Here is a 19,166-nt window from a genome sequence, read left to right as displayed (position 1 = left end):
GGGCACGTGAGTCGGAGGCACGTGAGTCGGAGGCACGGGCGAGGGAGTCAGGATCGACGGGGCCGGGCCGCCGGAGCCCGTGGGCAGCGGGCGGGCGTTCGCCGCGCTGAGCGGCACCGCCATCTGGATGATCGCGATTGCCAGGGCGGCGATCAGAGTGACGGCGGAACGTGTCAGGGTCGCCCGCGCGGGACGCCCGCGTGCGGGCGCGGGGCCGGACGACGACATGGACGGGAGAGCGGGTGCGGGCATGAAAGTTCCCCTCGGTGACCGGGCAGCGAGGAAGGACGCCGCCGCCCGGCCGTCCCCGCACGGCCGGCGCGAGCGCCTGGGAGATCCCCGTTCGCTGCCGGTGCCGACGATCCGCTCTTTAGGCGCCGTCGCGCATCTGGAGACTGTCTAGACTTTGCGCCTCACAAGTTATAGATCTTTTTTGTCCGGTCTATGAGGTCCGCGGCATGGTCTAAAGACGTGTTTATCCGCGTCCGCTCGACGTCCGGTGGCGTTCGCCCGCCCGGCGCGGAGCGCGAGGATCGGAGGAGCGTTGGAAGGTTCCATCCCTCCGGAGGCGGGGAACCTCCCCGCGGCGCTGACCGGCCTGGTGGGACGGGTGCGCGAGCTGGAGCTGCTGACGTCGCTGCTGCGCGCCACCCGTCTGATCACGTTGACCGGGACCGGCGGTTCCGGCAAGACGAGACTCGCGCTCGCGCTGGCGGAGACCTGCCGCCGGGAGTTCGGCGACGGCGCCTGGTGGGTCGATCTGGCCGGCACCACCGAATGCGACCAGGTGGCGACGGCGGTCGCCGCGGCCCTCGGCGTGCCGCGATCTCCCGGTGAGGACGCGGACGCGACCCTCGCCCGGCACCTGCGGTCCCGCACGGCCCTCGTCGTGCTCGACAACTGCGAGCAGGTGGTCACCGCGTGCGCGGTCCTGATCACGCGCCTGCTCACCTCCTGCCCGGGGCTGACGGTGGCCGCCACCTCCCGCGAGGTCATCGGCGTGCCCGGAGAGACGGTCTACCGCCTCGGGGGGCTGCGGCTCCCCGACCCGGGAGACGAGGCCGGGGGAGCGGAGTCCGTCGACCTGTTCGTTCAACGGGCGGGCAAGGCGGATCCCGGCTTCCAGATGACGCCCGCCCGCGCCGCCGCGGTGGTCCGGCTCTGCCGCCGGCTCGACGGGCTTCCGCTGGCGATCGAGCTGGCCGCGGCCAGGGTCGGCGTCCTGGGCGTGGCGGACATCGCCGATCGGCTGGACCAGGACATCGCGATCCTGCGGCATCCGAGCAGGACCGCACCCGCCCGCCACCAGACACTGCGGGCCACGCTCGACTGGAGCCATCGGCTTCTCACGGGTCCGGAGCAGATCGTCTTCCGGCGGCTCGCGGCCTTCCGCGGCACGTTCTCGCTGGCCGCCGCCGAGGTGGTGGGGGCCGGCCGGGGGGTGGATCGCGCGCTCGTCGTCGACCTCGTCGCCGGCCTGGTGGACAAGTCGCTCGTGCTGGCGGCCGGTCAGGGCGCCGAGCACCGGTACTGGATGCTGGAGACGATCCGCCAGTACGGCGAGCGCAAGCTCGCGGAGAGCGGAGAACAGGACGAGGTCCACGGCGCGCACGCCGACTTCTACGTCGGGCTGGCCGAGCGGGCGCGGGCCGGCCTCGAAGGGCCCGGCCAGGCTCGCTGGCTGGAGCGCGTGGAACTGGAGCACGACAATGTGCGCGCGGTGCTGCGCCGCGACCCGCCGGCCCGGCCGGACGCGCGGGCCCGGACGACCGCCCTGCTGTGGCCCTTCTGGTACCGGCGCGGCTACTACCACGAGGCCCGTGCCTGGCTTGAGCAGGTGACGGAGGCCGACGACGCGTCCGGCGCCCGTGAACTTCGGGCCGAGAACCTGACCGGGGCGGGTGTCCTCGCCTTCCTTCAGTGCGACTACCCCGTGGCCGGCGAACGCCTCAGCAAGGCCCGCGCCCTGTACGAGGAGGTGGGAGACCTCGTCGGCCTGGCCGGCACGCTGCAGCGGCTCGGCTCCATCGCGCGTGAGGAGGGGCGGTACGACGACTCGCGGCGCCTGCACGAGGAGAGCATGGGCATCTGGGCCGAGGTCGGCGACGACGCCGGGGTCGCGGCGTCGCTCGACTATCTGGGCTTCACCGCGTGGCTGGAAGGCGACGCCGAACGGGCCCTCGACCTGTGCGACCGGGCCGTCGCCGTCTTCCGGGCGCTTGGCCGCCAGCAGGAGACGGCCGCCGCCCTGGTCAACCTCGGCGTCGCCGTCCGGCTGACCGGTGAAGACGGGCACTCGGCCGCGATCCTGCGCCGAAGCCTCGACATCTCCCGGAAGATCGGCTACCGGGAGGGTGTGGCGTGGGCGCTGCACGAGCTGGCCCTGGCCGTCGAGGGTGAGGACCGCGCGGCCGCGGCGGAGATGCTGCGCGAGAGCCTGATGACCCATGTGGCGCTGGGCGACCGCTGGCGCGTGGCCAGCGTGGTCGAGTCGATCGCCGAGATCGTCGTCGCCCCCGCCGACCCCGCGCGAGCCGTCGCGCTGCTCGCGGCGTCCGACGTGCTCCGCCGGGAGCTGGGCGTCCCGGTCCCGCCCGCCGAGCGTCCCGCTCTCGACGCGTGCGTCGAGAGGCTGCGTACGGAGCTGGGGCCGGGCGGGTTCGCCGTCGCCTGGGAAGGAGGAGAGCGGATGAGGCGCATGACACTCGACGGGCTGGCCGCGGCGGCCACCCTCCCGGTCGGCGCCGACCTTCCGCCGCGACCGTTCGATGACCTCGGTCTGACCACGCGGGAACTCGCCGTCCTCCGCCTGGTGAGCCAGGGCATGACGAACCGGGAGATCGCGCTGGAGTTGCACATCAGCACGGGGACGGCGGGCGTCCACGTCTCCAACATCCTCCGCAAGCTGGGTGTGAGCAGCAGGATCCAGGCGGCCGCCGTCGCGCGGAGCCTCGGGGCCGAGGACCCGGGCCCCTGAGATGGGGGGCTTCGCCGGCACGGGCCCTGAGCCGGGTGTGGCAGGCTGCACTGACCCGTAGGCCACATCTGGGAGATCGCGAATGAGTCCGACACCGGCCGACGTCCGGTCCCTGCTGGGCTACCTGAACTGGAAACGGGGGCACGTCCTCGGCATCCTCGACGGCCTGGACGACGCGGCGCTCCGGCGCCCGGTCCTGCCCTCGGCCTGGACCCCGGTCGGCCTCGTCCACCATCTCGCCGTCGACGTCGAGCGCTTCTGGTTCGGGGCGGTCTTCGGCGCCGAGCCCGACGCCATCGCCTCGTTCGACGTCCCGGGGGACGCCTGGCAGGTGGCCGGCGAACGGCCGGTGGCCGAGGTGTTCGACCTGTACCGCGCGGAGACGGCGCGGGCCGACGCGCTGATCGGCTCCGCCGACCCCGGCCAGGGGCCGCGCTGGTGGCCCGGGCACCGCGACGACTCCCCGCCGGGCACGCTCCGCGACGCCATCGTCCACGTGCTGGTCGAGACGGCGACGCACGCGGGACACCTCGACGCGGTGCGGGAGCTCATCGATGGCAGGCAGTTCCTCGTGATGGACGGCTCCTCGTGACGGACGTCTGCCGGTGACGCCCTCTCAGTCCGCCCGCCCGGCGCGCAGGTGGGGCGGCGGCGTCAGCCCGTAACGCTCCACGACGTCGCCGAACCAGCCGGGGACGCCGTAGGTCAGGCCGTATCTCGCGGCGAGCTCGGCGAACTCGGCCGTCTCACCGAGGCTCAGGCCGGCCGGGGGTTCGACGGAGGTGAGCAGTTCGCTCAGCTCCCTGAAGTAGTTCTCGAAGCCGCCGGGCGTGATGACCTCGATGATGCGGCCGGGCGTCGTCCCCGCGTTCCACATCGCGTGCATCTGCCCGCGCGGCTTGGTGATGTAGCCGCCGGGCCCCAGGACGACCTCGTCGGCGTCGGACCGGAACCCGATCTCGCCTTCGAGCACGATGGAGTGCTCGTCCTCGCGGGTGTGAAGGTGCGGCGCGGTGATCGTGCCCACCGCGAACGGGTGTTCCAGGATGGCCACCCGGCCGTCGTTGTCGCGGCTGTGGAGCTTGAAGACCGCGCCGAAACCGCGCATGGCGACCGAGTCCCCGCCGCCGGGCGGGACCACCCGCACCGCCGGCGCGCCCGTGTTCTCCATCAGATTTCGCCCTCCTTCGCATCGGCCCGGCGCCGATCGTCGTGCCGGTGCGCGGACGCCTTCTCCGCGAGGCGCTCGAACTCCCATACGGGGAGAAGACCCGAGATCAGCTCGCCCGCGATCAGCCAGCTCGGCGTCACCCGCACGCCGAGCCTCGCGCCCAGCGACCGGACGCCGGCGAGGGACGCCGACGCGACGCCGGACGCCAGCGCGGCCCGGAGGGCGTCGAGATCGACACCCAGCGCGCCCGCGTGCCGTTCGATCACCGCCCGGTCGCCGAGGTCCTCGCCGAGCACGAAGTGCGCGGTGAACAGTTCCCCGATGAAGGCGTCCGACACGTCCGGCCGGTGGAGGCGGACCCATTCCGCGGCGGCCAGCGCCGTCCCGGTGTCGGGCAGCCGAGCCGGCCAGTTCAACGGCAGGCCGGCGCGGGCGGCCTCGCGCTCGAGTGCCGCGTACATCGGCCCGGCCCGCGGCCCCGCGTCGACACCGCCGGGCGGGATCTCCGGGTGGACCTGGAACGGCAGGCGGATGATGTTCAGGCCGCGTGCTTCGAGGACGTCGTTCCGCTGCTGTGCCACGTAACAGAACGGGCAGATGACATCGAACCAGTGCGGGACCGAGGAAGCCGGTATGGAGGACGGCCGGTCGCCCGGGACCGGGATCGCGCCGCCGGCGTTCATCCGGGAGTCCTTCCGGGGTAGTTACGTTACAACAAGCAACTGTAACGTAATTGCTCCCTCTCATCCAAACGGCCAGGTCGCCCTCCTGTGTTACAGTTCCTCGCTGTAATAGGACTATGTCGTCCATTGGTCGTCGGCGAGGTGATCCATGGCTCGGGCGCGACAGTCACAGGGTGAACGGCGTGGCGGCGACAATGCCACAGGGGAGGCCGGCGGCCCGCGCCCCGGGGGCCGCCCCCGTGACGTGGCCATCGACGAGGCCATCATCCTCGCCGCCCGTGAGCGGCTGATCCGCGACGGCTACTCCCGGATGACGATCGGCGACATCGCCTCCGACGCCAACGTGACCCGGCCCACCCTCTATCGCCGGTGGAACAACAAGTTCGACCTGGTCGTCGCCGCTCTCGACTACGGGTTCCGCAAGCAGCGCGACATGTACACGGTCGACCTCTCCGGGCTCGAACCGCGTGAGGCGCTCGTCGAGGCCGTCCGCCGGCTCGACCCCGCCTACTTCAATCCCGACGCCATGGTGCTGATGGGCAACTTCGCCGGCGAGGCGATCCGCGCCCCGGAGCTCCTCGGGATCCTGCGCGAGCACGCCGTCGAGCCCCGCATCGCCCTCATCGAGGAGGTGCTTGGCCGGCTGCGGGACCGTGGCGCGGTCGACGCCGGCGTCGACACCCGCGTGATCGCGATGATGTGCTTCGGCAGCTACTTCGCCGCCTTCTACGCCGGTGAGCCCAAGGAGGAGATCCCGGAGCGGGTCGTCGCCGTGCTGTGGCCCGCCGTCGCGGCCACTCCCCGCGAGGCATCCCAGGGCTGAACCTCGATCACCACCGCGGGCCGGTCTCGCTACCCGCAGGTGACGGTGACCGTGGCCGAGCCCATGATCAACGGGTCGTCGTTGCGGTACGAGTACGTGTCCCCGTGCAGGCCCTCGTGGTGGCCGGTCACTGTCAGGCCGTCGGAGTGACGCTCGGCCGAGTTGAGCACCAGCGAGTAGTTGTCGGCCGGGCACTGCGCGGTGACGTTCTCGCTCCCGCCGGGCGGCACCATCGACGCCACGGAGAAGTCGTAGCCGGTGGGCTTCCCGTGGTCGACGTTCGAGCAGGTGACCGTCAGCGTGACGCTCACGGTCACGTCGCGCTTCATCGCCGCCGCCTCCTGGTAGGTCTGCGTGTTGCGGAAGTCGACCCGCACCGACCGGCCGTCGTCCGACGTGTAGATGTGGTCGTACCGCTGGAACTTCTGATCGGATGCCACGGCCGCGGTGGACGACACGCCGGCGCGGACCACGTAGGGCTGCGTCGACGGGCACTTCTGCAGGACGTATCCCACGCCCTGCGGCCACAGGGTCCGGCCGTTCGACAGCACGACGGTGACCTCTCCGGGGTCGGTGGCGGCGTGCGCCGCCTGGGCGGACGTCGTGAGCCCGGCGAGCGCGGCGAACCCGGTGAACGCGACGACGGTGGCCGTCGCCAGGCGCGATGCGTGCATGACTGTTTCTCCCTCTGGGACCGGTGAACGGTTCTGCTTACGCCCGTGACAGTAAGGAGAGCGTCTTGGCGGGGTCTGAAGGTTCGCTTGGCGCCCAGGTCGAGGCGCTCGCGGGGGCGGGCCGGGCGGGCCCGCCCCCGATTCCCTGCTTTACGGATGGCTGTGCGGATACCTGTGCGGATAGCTGTACCGATCGCTGTAGGGATGGCTGACGAGAGCATCGTCCAGGGCGATGCGCACCGGGCCCCCGACGCGCGTCCGCCGCCGCGGAATCCAGGCCGGGCGGACGGCGCGGGGGTCCCGTCGTGCGACTTGATTCCTCCCCCCGGACGCCGCCGCACCCATGCGTGACCGCGGGACAGTCAACTGACTGAAGACCCGGGCCGTCCGGGTGCCTAGTGTCCTTCCTCGTCGACGACCCCACGTCATCGGAGGAAGACAATGACCTCTCGCTCGCGACACGCCAGACGGCTCATCCCGGCGCTGGCGGCCGCCGCCCTCGTCCTGACCTCGGTCACCGCCGCGCACGCGACGGGGACCGGGACGGCGGCTACGACGGGCATGACGGCGGGCCGCACCACCGCCGTCAAGCCGACCATCGTGTTCGTCCACGGCGCCTTCGCCGACTCCAGCGGCTGGAATGCCGAGATCGCGACGTTGCGGCGGCTCGGCTATCCGGTCGTCGCCGCTCCGGACGAGCTGCGCGGGCTCACGTCGGACGCCGACTACGTCCGGTCCATCCTCACGACCGTCAGCGGGCCCGTCGTGCTGGTCGGGCACTCCTACGGAGGCGCGGTCATCACCAACGCGGCCCGTGGCGTGCCGAACGTGAAGGCCCTGGTTTACGTGGGCGCGTTCGTGCCCGACCAGGGGGAGAGCATCGCCACGGTGCTGGACCCGGCCAAGTATCCCGGCTCCCTGCTCGGGCCCGCCACGACCGTCGCCAGGCCGTTCCCCAACCCCGCGGCACCCGGCGGGACGGACATCGACGTCTACATCAAGGAGGACAGCTTCCGCGCGGTCTTCGCGGCGGACGTGCCCGCGAGCACGGCCGCCGTCATGGCCGCCACCCAGCGGCCGCTGTCGCTGACCGCCCAGAACGAGCCCTCGGGGGAGCCGGCCTGGAAGACGATTCCGTCCTGGAGCCTCATCACCCTCGACGACAAGGCCATCCCGGCGGCGGGCCAGCGCTTCATGTCGGCGCGGGCCCACGCGCGGATCAGGACGGTCCACTCGTCCCACGCGGTGATGGTCTCCCACCCCGACGCGGTCGTGGCGATCGTGCGCGACGCCGCCGACAGCCGCGGATAGCCGCCGCCGCCGGCCGCCCGGGCGCGGCCGGCGGCGGAACGGCCGATGGGTCGCGGCGGGGCGGCCGAGCCGCAGCCGGAGACCAGGTGGCGCCCCGCCCGCGGGCTCAGGACTGGTTGAACAGCGAAAGCGTCAGGGTCGAGTGGTACTCGCCGGCCGCGACGTCGACGGAGGTCCGGAGGGCGAGGTCGGCGTTGACCTTCCAGGTGCCGATCTCGTCGGCGGAGTTCGCCGTCGAGACGAGCAGCTCCTGGCCCTTCAGACCGACGGTGGGGGCCCCGCTGCCGTCGGAGACGACGCTGGAGACGGGCTCACCGGCCGACACCGCGCCGGTGGTGGAGTCGGTCAGCAGGCGCGGGATCCAGCCCAGGTACTCCGGGCCGATGGGGGCCGCCGAGCCGCTGGTCGCGGTGAACTGGCTGGCCTGGCCGACGACCGCCCAGTAGTCGCCCGCGGGGATGTCCTCGGGCTTGCGGGTGTCGCTCACCGTGACCGTCGGCAGGGTGCCGACGAACTGACGGGCGGCGGCGTCGGACCCGTTCTCCTGCAGGGAGACGCCGGTGTTGTCGGCCACGGTCATCGACACCTGACCAGGAGTCGTGATCGGCTCGATCTTCACCGACACGTCGATGCCGCTGCCGGACGGCGCGTCGTCCGCCAGCGCGGGGGCGGCCACGCCGGCGAGGGCGAGACCGAGCACCGACGCGGCGAGTATCTGCGTGGTTCTCTTGGTTGCCATATGTTCACTCCATGTATGGGGGGGCGGGGCCGGCCGTATCCGGTCGGCCGGCCCCGGTTACGCGATGGCGGTGTCCCCGGCGGGGGGGCGACCGCCGGTGCGGTCAGCGGTCCGCCGGGGACACCCGCGGGCATGGTCAGCCGCAGCTGGCCGCGGTGTAGGCGGCCTCGTAGGTCGAGGTGACCTGCTTGCCGTCGATGGTCGCGGTCGCGGTCACGGTGACCGTGCCCGCGTCGATCTGCCCGGACCTGGTGTTGAAGGACTGGTAGGCCTGCTTGCCGGGAGCCACGTCGGCCACGGTCTTGGAGCCGTACGGAGTGGTCAGCGTCACCGTCGCCGGCACATCGGAGTCGTTGACGGCCGTGACCGCCAGGTACGCCGAGGCGCCGATGCACCGGGAGGAGGCCGTGACGGTCAGCTTGATCTCCGGCGCGGGCGGTGTGACGGGATCGAGCGCGACGGCGAAGATGTGCATGGTCGCGACCCCGTTCGCCGCCTTGGCGCTGATGTTGGGCAGGTCGACCCGGGAGATCTCCTTGTTCTGCAGCGCCACGCCCGCGTAATAGATGGTCGCGGCGGTGTTCTCCCGCTGGTTGTTCGGCCGGTTCTGGTAGGCGGCCACGACGGCGGCGTCGCCCTCCGGCCGGGGGTTGCCGTACCAGTCCGGCGAGCTGAGGGTGAAGGTCTGCCGGGTGCCGTCCTTGTAGACGATGGTGGCCGGCCCGGACACCGCGCCGTAGGTGCCCGTCAGCAGGAAGCCGAGCGTCTTGCCGGTGCCGGTCACCTTGAGGGACTGCCCGGAGGCGATGGCGTTGTCGGGGGTGCCCACCGTGACGTTGGGCCACTTGAAGGTCAGCCCGTTCTTGACGACGGTGCCGCCCGGGGTGACACCGGCCTGGGCCAGCGCCTGGGCGGAGATGCTGGCGCCGTTGCCGTCGATGCTTCCGGGGTTGGTGTTGGTGTCGTCGGTGACGGCGACGTTGCTGAAGAAGTCCTCAAGCGGCTTCTCCCCGCCGCTCCACACCCGCACCGTGGCCTGCGCGGACGCGGTCCAGTCCTCGCCCGCCTCGGTGCCGCTCACCACGCCGGTGAGGACCGCGGTGCCGCTCGCCGCGCCGGCGGCGGGAGTGACGGTGAACTCCACCGTGGCCTTCGCGTCCGCCGCCAGGGGGCCCACGTCGGCCTGCGCGGGGGTGACGGTCCATCCGTCCGGCGCGTGGAGGGACGCCGTCGCCTTCTGCGCCAGCGGCAGCTCGACCGCCTGGTAGGTGACCTTGACCTTCGCCGCCTGTCCCGGGCTGACCTCGTCGGGCGCGGTCATCGTGACCTTCTGCAGCGGGTGCGCCCGGTAGGTGTGACGTGCCTGCGCCGTGATCTTGATGGCGTCGGGCTCGGCCTTCTCGACCGTGACCGTGCCGCCGCCGGTGGTGTCGACGATCTGGTAGCGGCCGGAGAACATGTCGCCGCGTACCTTGACCACACCGTCGCGGTCGGGCGTGATGAGGAACTCGTCGGCCTGCCCGCCGCTCCACGTCGCGCCGACGGTGTGACCGCCGCGGCCGCGCAGACCGTCGACCTTGCCCTTCGGCCAGGCGGCCGGCAGCGCCGGCAGGATGTGCAGCTCGCCGGTGTGGCTCTGCAGCAGCATCTCGGCGATGCCGGACGTGGCGCCGAAGTTGCCGTCGATCTGGAACGGCGGGTGCAGGTCGAACATGTTCGGCGCGAGCCGGGCGGTCGTCACCAGGAGGCGGATCAGGTCGTGCGCCCGCGTGCCCTCCTCCATGCGCGCCCAGTAGTTGATCTTCCAGGCGAGCGACCAGCCGGTGCCGTCGTCGCCGCGCAGCTCCAGGGTCCGCCGGGCGGCATTGTAAAGCTCGGGGGTGCCGCGCTTGGTGATCTGGTGGCTGGGATGCAGACCGTAGAGGTGGGAGATGTGCCGGTGGTTCTTCTCGGTCTCCACCCAGTCGTACAGCCACTCCTGGATGTTGCCGCGCGAGCCGATCTGCATCGGGGCCAGGCGCTCGCGGGCGGCCAGCACCTGCGTCCGGAGGTCGGCGTCCACGCCGAGGACCTCGCTCGCCTGGGCGCAGCCGTCGAACAGGTCACGCAGGATCTGCATGTCCATGGTGGGACCGGCGCACACGCTGACGTTCGGGTGATGGGGGAGCTCGGGGGAGTTGGACGGGTTCGTGACCAGCCAGCCGAGCTTCGGCTCCACCACCAGGGTCTCCAGGAAGAACTGCGCGGAGCCCTTCATCGCCGGGTAGTACTTCCGGAGGAAGTCGATGTCGCCGGTGAACAGGTAGTGTTCCCAGATCATGGTCGACAGCCACGCGCCGCCGGACTGCCACATGCCCCACAGCGCGCCGTCGACGACCGACGTGGCCCGCCACCCGTCGGTGTTGTGGTGGGTGACCCAGCCGCCGGCGCCGTACTGCACCTGGGCCGTTCGCGCGCCGGTCACCGTGAGGTCCTGGATCATGTCGAAGACCGGCTCGTAGCACTCCGACAGGTTCGTCGTGTCGGCCGGCCAGTAGTTCATCGGCAGGTTGGCGTTGAGCGTGTACTTCGAGTCCCACTGCGGGGCCAGCGAGTCGTTCCAGATGCCCTGCAGGTTGGCCGGCTGGGTGCCCGGACGCGAGGAGGAGATCAGCAGGTAGCGCCCGAACTGGAACAGCAGCGTGGAGAACTGCGGGTCGTCGACGGCCGAGTGCTGCGCGATCCGCACGTTGGTCGGCTGGTCGGCGGCGTCGGTGCGGCCGAGGTCGAGCGTCGTCCGGCCGAACAGCTTCTGGTAGTCGGTCACATGCCGGCTGCGCAGGTCGTCGTAGGCCTTGCCGGTGGCGTCGTCGAGGTGTCCCCGCGCGATGCCCTGGTAGTCGCCGCTGACGTCCTTGTAGTTGACGTAGCTGGTGCCGATGGAGATCAGCAGGGTCACACTGTCCGCGCCGGACACCTGGAGCGTGCCAGCGGAGCTGGTGACGGTGCCGCCGTCGGCGACGGCCCGTGCCTGGACCAGGAACTTGACCGAGCCGGTCTTGCCCTCGAAGTTGCCCGAGACGCCGTCGGCGGCCACCGTCCTGGCGTCCGGGCTGGACAGCGTCGTCCGCTGCGGGCTGTCCCATGTCGTGGAGAACGAGATGGAGCCGGGCTTGTCCGCGGTCAGCCGGATGGCGATGACCTGGTCGGGCGCGCTGGCGAACACCTCACGCCGGTAGCGCACGCCGTTCAGGAGATAGGTCACCGAGGTGGTGGCCGTGGTGAGGTCGAGGAAGCGGTTGTACTCGGTCGCGCCGCTGGTGCCGGCGAAGTTCAACCGGAAGTTGCCGACGGTCTGGTAGGCGAGCTGGCCCGCCGGGCTGCCCAGCATGTTCTGGTCGACCAGGGTCTGGGCCTGGCTCCACTGGTCCGCGAAGACCAGCCGCTGGATCTCCGGCAGCGCGGCCGCGCCCTTCGTGTTGCTCTGGTCGTACGGCCCACCGCCCCACACGGTGTCCTCGTTGAGCTGGAGACGCTCCTGGTCGATGTTGCCGAACACCATGGCGCCGAGGCGTCCGTTGCCGATCGGCAGGGCGCTGAGCCAGTCGGTGCCCGCGCCCTTGTCGTACCAGAGGGCGAGGTCGTTGGCGGCGCGCACCTCGGGAGGCGCCACCGAGGCGGCCCGGGCGACCGCCGTCCATTGCATCGGCAACAGCAGGGCTCCGGCTCCCGCTGTGCCGATCTTCATCAGCTGCCTTCGCGTCAGGTCTGGCATCGTGCAACTCCATGCGCACTGCGGCCCAGCGGGCGGCCGGCACCCGCGCCAAATACGACGACGAACGCGGCTCTGGTGAGGAAGCCGAGCTCAGCGGGGCCGGCAGCTTGACGGGGCTAGATGGAAGGGGGTGATCGCAAAGCTACAAAGATTTGATGTATCGCGTCAATGGTTGTTATGAAACAGTCCTAAACCCCGCCTCTGTGCTGGTAGTGACCTATAGACATCCAACCTTTGTTCTGGTTGGGTCGCGAGATGAAGGCATGCCTGGCCCCGCGGGGGCTCCGGCACCGGGATCGGAGGCGCGGCGGTCATCAGCCGGTCGCGGTCCGCTACCTCCGCTCGGGCCGATCGTCCGCGGTGTGGATGTGGGCGAGACGGTCCTGCAGTTTCTCGTGCCGGAACCGGTACACGGGCCCCACCTGGCGGAGCAGCCCGACACGGTGGGCGTCCTCGAGTAGGCGCATCAGCCGTAGCGGGATCCGCCCGCGGGCGCGGAGCACGGCGACGGCGACAAGATAGTTCGAGCTGGCTCCCGTGAACCCGAAGGTGAGGGTGAACACGACTCCGCCCGCCAGCCCGAAGGCGATCCCGGCCTCGGCGCCGCGCGCCAGCCCGGAGAAGCCGTTCACCAGCGTCCCGGCGAAGCCGAACGCGAGGCCCAGCGCCAGCCCGAAGGTGAGGGAGCGCCCGTACACGAGCTGGAGGTCCCGCCGCAGTGTGATCAGCGGGCCCTGCGGCCGGTCGTTCGTGAGAGGGGTCGTCACCCACTTGTTGAGCCCGAGGGTGACACCGCCCATGGCGCCGATAACCAGCGCGTAGAGAATCAGGCCGTCGACCTCCGAGGAGATCCCCGCGACCCGCCACAGGGCGAACGCCGCGATCATGCCGACCGGAAGCACTGTGACCAGGCCGAGCGCGAGCTGCCCGGCGAGCCGGGGGACGCTGCCGCGCCAGCGCAGGTTGGCGTACGCCGGCTCCAGCGTGTAGCCCTTGAGGCGGTCCAGGATGAGCCCGCCGGTGAGGCCGCCCACGAGCCCGCCCACCGGTCCCCCGGCGAGACCGAAGAGAAGCGCGTCCCGGAGGCTGCCGCCGTGCGGGCTGCGCAGCGCCACCACGGCGTCACTGGTAAGCCCGACCGTGACGCCGACGGGCAGTCCGATGGTCACGCCTCCGACGAGGATGCTCCAGCGTCGCGAGACAGCCCGGTGGAGGTGCCACCAGTGGAAGTCCCTGGTGCCGGTCGCCGACATGTGACGGGCGACGAACGAGAGCCACCGGCGGGCCTCGTCCGGATCCCACGACCGCTGCGGACGGAACGGATGATCGTGCTCGTGCCGTTCGGCGGGGTCGTCGTCGGGCGGGGTGGCCGCGAAGCTCGCCTGCACGAGGTTGTCGAGCAGGTGGTCGATGACGGCGGCCGCTGTCGGGAAGCGCTCGGCGTCGCGCAGCGGGGCGGGGTCGGCGCCTGTCTCGACGTACACCTTGTAGAGAAGCCACACGACGAGCGGCGTGGAGAGGGCCTCGGCCAACGGGCCGGGGTCGGCCTTCAACTCGGACAGCAGGCCGGCCCACTCGGCCCGTTGCTCGGGGGCGAGCCGGTCACGGAGATACGAGATCACGTCAGAGCTCTTCACCGGTTTGGGCTCGATGACGGCCGCGCCGGCGAGCGCGGCGCAGCCGCGGACGCTGACGGCCGTCAAGTAGTCGGCCGTCCGGCACGTGAGGATGACTGACTCGACGGTCCAGGCGGCGTTCAGCGCGTTGATCACCTTCGGCCGCATCACGTCGGGCAGCTCGTCCAGGCCGTCCAGGACCGGGAGGATGCGGTGGTACGTGACCAGGCCGCGAGCCGCGTCAGGACCGAACTCGGGGGCGCGCAGCGCAGGGTAGTTCTCCCGTAACCGCCTGCCCAGCCACCGGTGGACGGGCTCGGCCGCCGGATCCCACCCGGACATCGACAGCAGCACGGGAACCGGGTCGCCGGGCTGCGGCTCCCTCAACAGTTCCCTGAGCAGGAGCACGGCCAGCGTCGTCTTGCCCATGCCGGCCTCACCGAGGATCACCAGACGCCGCCGGGCGAGCTTGCGGAACCGGCCGGCCATCTCCGGCATCCGATCGGTGCGCCCGTCGAACCGCACCCGCCCGAAGCCGAACCACGAGCGCAGCAGACCCAGCCCGTCGACGCGCTCGTCCTGGTCCATCACGTCGAGACCGGAGACCTTCCAGCGGACCGGCAGCCGGGCCGGCTCGTCAAGCTCGCGGATCACGATCTCCTCGCGCCACTGCTCGTGCACGAGTACTCGCAGCGCCCGCTCGGCGCGGTCGATCTGCTCGATCGTGCTCGTGCCGCCCGGCGGACGCCGCCGCCAGGTGCTCACCAGGGGAGGGATGAGCGTGAAGACGCCGAGGGCCACGCTCGCGAGCTGCGCCCAGTTGACGGCCGCGTCCGACTCGGAGAGCCTGGTCAGCGCGTAGCCGAGCCCGGCGACCGCGGCCAGGCCCGCGACGGGCAGCGCGACGCGGCGCCAGACGGCCCAGCCTCTCATTCCCACATGGTGACAGCAGACGATCTGTCTGGCGATAGGTCGATACATCCGAGCTTTTGGCGGCCGTCGGCCTCGCCGTGCGGAGTTGACGAATGTCGAGATCATGACGGACAGAAACTCGCACTGCTCGTTCTGCGGCGGCGCGTACGCCGCCGGTCAGCCGTGGCCGAGGACGTGTGCGGCGTGCGGCAACACCGGTTACCTCAATCCGCTGCCGGTCGCGGTGATGCTGCTGCCCGTGGACGACGGCCTGCTCGTCGTCCGCCGCGACGTCGAACCGCACCGGGGCGGTCTCGCGCTGCCCGGCGGGTTCGTCGACATGGGGGAGTCGTGGCAGCGGGCGGCCGCACGGGAGCTCAGGGAGGAGACGGGTGTCGTGGTCGATCCGGGCGAGGTCCGGCTGTTCGACACGATCAGCGCCCCCGACGGCACCGTCCTGATATTCGGTCTCGGGCCGGGCACGACCGCCGCCGCGCTGCCACCGGTCGTCCCGACGGCCGAGACGTCCGGGTGGCTGGTGCTCGACGGGCCGCGCGAGCTGGCGTTCCCCCTGCACACGCGCGTGGTGGCGGCGTACTTCGAGGGCAGATGACGTCGTGGCCGTGGGGAGACGCTCAACCGCCCGCAGGACGGAGGACGACGATCACCTCGAGCCCGCCGGCCGGGAGGGGACGCATGCTCAGCGTGCCGTGGTGCGCCTCGACGATGGCGGCGACGATGGACAGGCCGAGGCCCAGGCCGTCGCCGTCGGTCTTCCGGCCGGTTTCCAGGCGCTCGAAGGGCTGCGGCAGCGTCCGCACCCGGTCCGGGGGACGACTCGACGCGCACTGCGGCGTCGCCGTGCCCGTCGAGTGCCCGCGCGGTGGTCTCGGCGAGGTCGATCGCCACGGCGTCGCGCAGTCCCTGCTGGCCGCGGGCCAGGGTGAGCAGGGCCTCGATGAGCCGTTCCTGGTGCCTGCCCGCGACCAGCAGGCGTTCCAGTACGGCCCGCAGCGACGGCGCGTCGGCGTCCGGGTCCGCGAGCGCGACCTCGGTCATGGCCCGTTGCAGCGTCAGCGGTGTGCGCAACTCGTGCGAGGCGTTGGCGACGAACCGGCGTTGCGCGGTGAACGCGGCCTGCAGCCGGTCCAGCAGTTCGTCGAAGGTGTCGGCCAGCTCCTTGAGCTCGTCGGCGGGCCCGGACATCGCCAGCCGCCGGTCGAGCCGCTCCGCGGTGATGTGCCGGACGGTCGCCGTCATGTCGGTGAGCGGCCGCAGGATCCGTCCGGCGGCGAACCAGCCCATCAGCAGTGCGGCGAGCGCCGTCACCGCGAGCGCGATCAGGGAGTCGGCGAACAGCCGGCGCAGATACGCGACCTGCTGGGTGTCGATCGAGGACGCCTGACCCGGCAGGGCGCCTCCGCCGGCCGGCGCGGGAGCGGCCGGGGCCCCGGGAAAGGGGGAGTGTTCGAAGAGGACATAGATGAGAGCCACCAGCAGCACCGAGGCACCCAGGAACAGGCCGCCGTAGAGCAGGGTCAGCCGCAGCCGAGCCGTCGGTCTCATATCCGGTAGCCCGCCTGCGGGACCGTCTCGATGAGGGGTGGATCGCCGAGCTTGCGGCGTAACCGGCTGATCGTCACCTTCACCGTGTGGGTGAACGGGTCGGCGTACTCGTCCCACCCGCGTTCCAGGAGTTGCTCGGCGGAGACCACGGCGCCCCCGGCCGACAGCAGAAGCTCCAGCACGGCGAACTCCTTGGGAGTCAGCGGCAGGCGGCGCCCGTTCCTCGTGGCGACCCGGATCGACGGGTCGAGGCGCAGATCGCCGTGGACGAGCAGAGGAGGAAGGGCGCGGCCGGACCGCCTGCCCAGAGCCCTGATGCGGGCGACCAGCTCGGCGAAGGCGAACGGCTTCGCGAGGTAGTCGTCGGCGCCGATGCCGAGGCCCGTCACCTTGTCGTCGATCGTCCCGGCGGCGGTGAGCATCAGCACCCGCGCCCGCCGGTCCCCGTGCGAGAGCGACCTGCACACGTCGTCTCCGTGGAGGCCGGGCAGGTCCCGGTCCAGAACGACGACGTCGTAATCGGTCGCCGAGGTCCGGTCGAGCGCCGCGTAGCCGTCCAGCGCCACGTCCACGGCCATGCCCTCGCGGCGCAACCCCGCGGCCACCGTCACGGCCAGTTCCTCGTGGTCCTCGACCACCAACACCCGCATGATTCCAGGATGCCGGGCCTGGCGGTTACAGGGCGGTAACCGTCGTCGTTCCCGGCCCGTAACCGGCGCGCTGGTTGTCTGGCCGCACGGACGCAAGGTCACCGACGGAAACGGAAGCCATCATGAACCACTCGACGATCGGGCGGATCGTTCTCTCCGCGGCGGTCCTCGCCACGCTCATCGCCATGGGGACGGGCGAGATGCCCGCCGCCCTGGCCGGGAAGCCGTCCGGGGACGGCGGAAGGGCGTTCACGGTCTGCATGCGCGCGAAAGGCCTGCCGGACTTCCCGGACGTCTCGTTCTCCTCGGACGGGCTGGTCAACCTCACGATCAGGGGCGAACGCGTCGACGTCCTGTCCCCGAAGTACGGTGCGGCGGTCGCCGCGTGCCAGTCGCTGCTGCCGGCCGGTCCCCGGCGGCCGGGTGCGCCCGTGGCCCCGGAATAGTCCGGAACGGGACGAGCCGGGTCACTTCCCGAAACCGGCCGTGAGGCCGCTCAGCAGCTGGCGCCGGCCGACCGTGTAGAGGACCAGCATCGGCAGGATGGTCAGCACGACGGAGGCGAGCACGGCGGGCACGTTCACGCCGTACGGCCCGCCCTGGAACGCCGCCAGGGCCAGCGGGAGCGTGCGCTTGTCGGGGCTCTGGGTGAGGATCAGCGGCAGCAGGAACCCGTTCCAGACCGTCAGCGCGTTGTAGATCGACACTGTAACCACGGCCGGCCGGGTGAGGGGGAAGGCCAGGCGCCAGAGCGTCATCCACTCGGTCGCGCCGTCCAGCCGCATCGACTCGAACAGCTCCTTGGGCACGTCCCTGATGAAGTTGGCCAGCACCAGCACCGAAAGCGGGATCGCGAAGGCGACCGACGGCAGGATCAGGCCCAGCAGCGAGTCGTAGAGGTGCAGCTTGATGATCATCAGGTAGATCGGGATGACCGTCGCCTGCAGCGGGATGGCCAGGCCCATGAGGAACAACCCGTTCACCGCGCGGAGGAAGCGGCCCGCGCCGCCGCTCCGGACGATCGCGTACGCCGCCATGAAGGCGAACAGGACCGAGGGGATCACCGTGCCCACGGCGACGAGGAGGCTGTTGAGGAAGTAGAGCGGGAAGTCGAGCTGGAGGACGAGCCGGTAGTTGTCCAGGGTCGGGTCGATGGGCGGGAGCAGCGGGTTGGTCAGGTAGTAGTTGGTCTGCGTCTTCAGACTGGTGATCACGATCCAGTAGATCGGGATGATCACCACGGCCAGCCACAGCCAGCCCACCAGTCCGCCCAGCCAGTTGGGGCGCTGGGGCGCCGACGCCGGGCGCCGTCCGCTCGTCCTGGCGGCGGCGCGCTCGGCCCCCGCCGACGTGTGGGTCGCGGTCACGATCAGGCCCCTTCGAGCTGGCTGGCGTTGGGGTCGCGGCCGCCCAGCCGGCGCAGCAGCAGCGCCAGGGCGAGGCCCACGAGCACGAGGATGACACCGATCACGCAGGCCGCTCCCATGAGATTGGCCTGGAAGCCGCGCTTGTACATGTCCAGGGCCAGCGCGCGGGTGGCGTCGCCGGGACCGCCCTCGGTCAGCACGAAGATCAGGTCGAAGAAGGTCAGCGAGCCGACGATCATCAGCGTGGAGGACGTGATGATCGTGTACTTGAGCTGCGGCAGCGTGATGCTGAAGAACATGCGGACCCGCCCCGCGCCGTCCAGCTCGGCGGCCTCGTAGAGCGAACGCGGCACCTGCCGTACGCCGCCCTGGTAGAGCAGCGAGTGGAACGGGATGAACTGCCACGACACCACGAAGACCACGACGCCCAGGGCGAGACCCGGCTCGCCGAGCCAGTCCTGGGTCAGCAGGTCGATGTGCAGTCCCGCGCCGAGCCCGAAGTTCGGGTCGAGCAGCGCCTTGTACGTGATCGCGATGGCGGCCGAGCTGAGCAGCAGAGGGATGAAGTACAGCACCGCGAGCAGCTCGCGGTAGCGCTGGCGGCCCGCCAGGAACACGCCGATCAGGATGCTCGCCGGGGTCTGGAACGCCCAGGAGAGCGCGGTGATCAGGAACGTGACCCACAGCGCGTGCGGCAGGCCGGGGTCGGTCAGCACGGACCGCCAGCTCTCGAGGCCGGTCAGCTTGATCTGGCCGAGGGTGTCCCAGGAGGTGAAGCTGAGCAGCAGGACCCCGATCAGCGGGAGCACCGCGAATGCCACGAAGGCCAGCAGGGCCGGCAGTGCCAGCCACGGCAGGACGCCGCCGCCGCGCGCCTCGGGCGCGACGGCGGACGGCGTCCGGCCGGCGGTTGTCGCGGACAT

The 19,166-nt window shown here is 71.3% G+C and carries 17 protein-coding genes and 1 pseudogene; 7 read left to right on the top strand and 11 right to left on the bottom strand.

The features are described from left to right. Window positions 1–79 precede the first annotated feature (79 nt). The 3 genes from JOL79_RS24180 to JOL79_RS24170 all read left to right on the top strand — a co-directional run bounded on the left by JOL79_RS24180 (window position 80) and on the right by JOL79_RS24170 (window position 3,569). Window positions 80–403 (top strand): hypothetical protein, encoded by a 324-nt coding sequence (locus tag JOL79_RS24180; RefSeq protein WP_210158192.1) that lies wholly within the window; start codon window positions 80–82, stop codon window positions 401–403. A gap of 141 nt (window positions 404–544) precedes the next feature. Then, window positions 545–2,977 (top strand): helix-turn-helix transcriptional regulator, encoded by a 2,433-nt coding sequence (locus JOL79_RS24175; RefSeq protein ID WP_210158191.1) that lies wholly within the window; start codon window positions 545–547, stop codon window positions 2,975–2,977. Window positions 2,978–3,059: 82 nt separating this feature from the next. Next, window positions 3,060–3,569, top strand: a complete 510-nt coding sequence (locus JOL79_RS24170; protein ID WP_210158190.1) for a DinB family protein — start codon at window positions 3,060–3,062, stop codon at window positions 3,567–3,569. A gap of 24 nt (window positions 3,570–3,593) precedes the next feature. On the opposite strand, the gene JOL79_RS24165 is transcribed toward JOL79_RS24170, so the two are convergent. Both JOL79_RS24165 and JOL79_RS24160 read right to left on the bottom strand, forming a co-directional pair. Further along, window positions 3,594–4,148 carry a cupin domain-containing protein gene (locus JOL79_RS24165; RefSeq protein WP_210158189.1) on the bottom strand — a complete coding sequence of 185 codons (555 nt, stop codon included), beginning with the start codon at window positions 4,146–4,148 and terminating at the stop codon, window positions 3,594–3,596. Beyond that, the gene (locus JOL79_RS24160) at window positions 4,148–4,831 is read right to left on the bottom strand and encodes a DsbA family oxidoreductase (protein ID WP_210158188.1); all 684 of its coding nucleotides are present in this window, start codon (window positions 4,829–4,831) and stop codon (window positions 4,148–4,150) included. The genes JOL79_RS24165 and JOL79_RS24160 overlap by 1 nt, the downstream gene beginning before the upstream one ends. A gap of 148 nt (window positions 4,832–4,979) precedes the next feature. Here JOL79_RS24160 and JOL79_RS24155 point away from each other — a divergent pair, with 148 nt between their 5' ends. Continuing rightward, on the top strand, window positions 4,980–5,654 hold the full coding sequence (locus JOL79_RS24155) for a TetR/AcrR family transcriptional regulator (protein WP_210158187.1): 675 nt from the start codon (window positions 4,980–4,982) through the stop codon (window positions 5,652–5,654). A 29-nt stretch (window positions 5,655–5,683) separates the two neighbouring features. On the opposite strand, the gene JOL79_RS24150 is transcribed toward JOL79_RS24155, so the two are convergent. Next, complete coding sequence (locus JOL79_RS24150; RefSeq protein WP_210158186.1) at window positions 5,684–6,328, bottom strand: hypothetical protein; 645 nt, start codon at window positions 6,326–6,328, stop codon at window positions 5,684–5,686. Window positions 6,329–6,769: 441 nt separating this feature from the next. Here JOL79_RS24150 and JOL79_RS24145 point away from each other — a divergent pair, with 441 nt between their 5' ends. After that, window positions 6,770–7,639: an alpha/beta fold hydrolase gene (locus JOL79_RS24145; RefSeq protein ID WP_230985369.1), complete on the top strand. Its 870-nt coding sequence runs from the start codon at window positions 6,770–6,772 to the stop codon at window positions 7,637–7,639. Between the two features lie 106 nt (window positions 7,640–7,745). On the opposite strand, the gene JOL79_RS24140 is transcribed toward JOL79_RS24145, so the two are convergent. The 3 genes from JOL79_RS24140 to JOL79_RS24130 all read right to left on the bottom strand — a co-directional run bounded on the left by JOL79_RS24140 (window position 7,746) and on the right by JOL79_RS24130 (window position 14,681). Further along, the gene (locus JOL79_RS24140) at window positions 7,746–8,378 is read right to left on the bottom strand and encodes a hypothetical protein (RefSeq protein ID WP_210158185.1); all 633 of its coding nucleotides are present in this window, start codon (window positions 8,376–8,378) and stop codon (window positions 7,746–7,748) included. 136 nt (window positions 8,379–8,514) lie between these two features. Continuing rightward, complete coding sequence (locus tag JOL79_RS24135; protein ID WP_210158184.1) at window positions 8,515–12,132, bottom strand: glycosyl hydrolase family 95 catalytic domain-containing protein; 3,618 nt, start codon at window positions 12,130–12,132, stop codon at window positions 8,515–8,517. Between the two features lie 332 nt (window positions 12,133–12,464). After that, window positions 12,465–14,681 (bottom strand): NACHT domain-containing protein, encoded by a 2,217-nt coding sequence (locus JOL79_RS24130; protein ID WP_210158183.1) that lies wholly within the window; start codon window positions 14,679–14,681, stop codon window positions 12,465–12,467. A 103-nt stretch (window positions 14,682–14,784) separates the two neighbouring features. Between JOL79_RS24130 and JOL79_RS24125 the strand changes: the two genes are divergently transcribed. After that, window positions 14,785–15,273, top strand: coding sequence for an NUDIX domain-containing protein (locus JOL79_RS24125; protein ID WP_210158182.1), 489 nt, complete (start codon window positions 14,785–14,787; stop codon window positions 15,271–15,273). A gap of 22 nt (window positions 15,274–15,295) precedes the next feature. Here the strand turns inward: JOL79_RS24125 and JOL79_RS24120 are convergent, their stop codons facing one another. From JOL79_RS24120 to JOL79_RS24110, 3 genes and pseudogenes are all read right to left on the bottom strand, one after another. Further along, complete coding sequence (locus JOL79_RS24120) at window positions 15,296–15,481, bottom strand: ATP-binding protein (RefSeq protein WP_210158181.1); 186 nt, start codon at window positions 15,479–15,481, stop codon at window positions 15,296–15,298. Window positions 15,482–15,641: 160 nt separating this feature from the next. Then, window positions 15,642–15,920, bottom strand: a pseudogene (locus JOL79_RS35875) (histidine kinase dimerization/phospho-acceptor domain-containing protein); the annotation flags it as partial. 302 nt (window positions 15,921–16,222) lie between these two features. Further along, a complete protein-coding gene (locus tag JOL79_RS24110) occupies window positions 16,223–16,876 on the bottom strand; it encodes a response regulator transcription factor (protein WP_210158180.1) in 654 nt (217 codons plus the stop codon). 122 nt (window positions 16,877–16,998) lie between these two features. Between JOL79_RS24110 and JOL79_RS24105 the strand changes: the two genes are divergently transcribed. Then, on the top strand, window positions 16,999–17,322 hold the full coding sequence (locus tag JOL79_RS24105; RefSeq protein WP_210158179.1) for a hypothetical protein: 324 nt from the start codon (window positions 16,999–17,001) through the stop codon (window positions 17,320–17,322). A gap of 21 nt (window positions 17,323–17,343) precedes the next feature. Here the strand turns inward: JOL79_RS24105 and JOL79_RS24100 are convergent, their stop codons facing one another. After that, window positions 17,344–18,243: a carbohydrate ABC transporter permease gene (locus JOL79_RS24100; RefSeq protein WP_210158178.1), complete on the bottom strand. Its 900-nt coding sequence runs from the start codon at window positions 18,241–18,243 to the stop codon at window positions 17,344–17,346. A 2-nt stretch (window positions 18,244–18,245) separates the two neighbouring features. Continuing rightward, entirely contained in the window at window positions 18,246–19,166 is a 921-nt protein-coding gene (locus JOL79_RS24095; RefSeq protein ID WP_210158177.1) for a carbohydrate ABC transporter permease, read from the bottom strand.

It is taken from the genome of Microbispora oryzae (assembly GCF_017896165.1).
Classification (GTDB): domain Bacteria; phylum Actinomycetota; class Actinomycetes; order Streptosporangiales; family Streptosporangiaceae; genus Microbispora; species Microbispora oryzae.
Note: the sequence above shows the minus strand (reverse complement) of the source record. Positions and strands in the feature narration are given on the sequence as shown.

What these genes read in the sequence shown, in the direction of transcription:
- JOL79_RS24170 (WP_210158190.1), top strand. Translation starts at nt 3,060, where the DNA reads ATGAGTCCGACACCGGCCGACGTCCGGTCCCTGCTGGGCTACCTGAAC.
- JOL79_RS24165 (WP_210158189.1), bottom strand. Translation starts at nt 4,148, where the DNA reads ATGGAGAACACGGGCGCGCCGGCGGTGCGGGTGGTCCCGCCCGGCGGC.
- JOL79_RS24160 (WP_210158188.1), bottom strand. Translation starts at nt 4,831, where the DNA reads ATGAACGCCGGCGGCGCGATCCCGGTCCCGGGCGACCGGCCGTCCTCC.
- JOL79_RS24155 (WP_210158187.1), top strand. Translation starts at nt 4,980, where the DNA reads ATGGCTCGGGCGCGACAGTCACAGGGTGAACGGCGTGGCGGCGACAAT.
- JOL79_RS24150 (WP_210158186.1), bottom strand. Translation starts at nt 6,328, where the DNA reads ATGCACGCATCGCGCCTGGCGACGGCCACCGTCGTCGCGTTCACCGGG.
- JOL79_RS24145 (WP_230985369.1), top strand. Translation starts at nt 6,770, where the DNA reads ATGACCTCTCGCTCGCGACACGCCAGACGGCTCATCCCGGCGCTGGCG.
- JOL79_RS24140 (WP_210158185.1), bottom strand. Translation starts at nt 8,378, where the DNA reads ATGGCAACCAAGAGAACCACGCAGATACTCGCCGCGTCGGTGCTCGGT.
- JOL79_RS24135 (WP_210158184.1), bottom strand. Translation starts at nt 12,132, where the DNA reads ATGCCAGACCTGACGCGAAGGCAGCTGATGAAGATCGGCACAGCGGGA.
- JOL79_RS24130 (WP_210158183.1), bottom strand. Translation starts at nt 14,681, where the DNA reads ATGAGAGGCTGGGCCGTCTGGCGCCGCGTCGCGCTGCCCGTCGCGGGC.
- JOL79_RS24125 (WP_210158182.1), top strand. Translation starts at nt 14,785, where the DNA reads ATGACGGACAGAAACTCGCACTGCTCGTTCTGCGGCGGCGCGTACGCC.
- JOL79_RS24110 (WP_210158180.1), bottom strand. Translation starts at nt 16,876, where the DNA reads ATGCGGGTGTTGGTGGTCGAGGACCACGAGGAACTGGCCGTGACGGTG.
- JOL79_RS24105 (WP_210158179.1), top strand. Translation starts at nt 16,999, where the DNA reads ATGAACCACTCGACGATCGGGCGGATCGTTCTCTCCGCGGCGGTCCTC.
- JOL79_RS24095 (WP_210158177.1), bottom strand. Translation starts at nt 19,166, where the DNA reads ATGTCCGCGACAACCGCCGGCCGGACGCCGTCCGCCGTCGCGCCCGAG.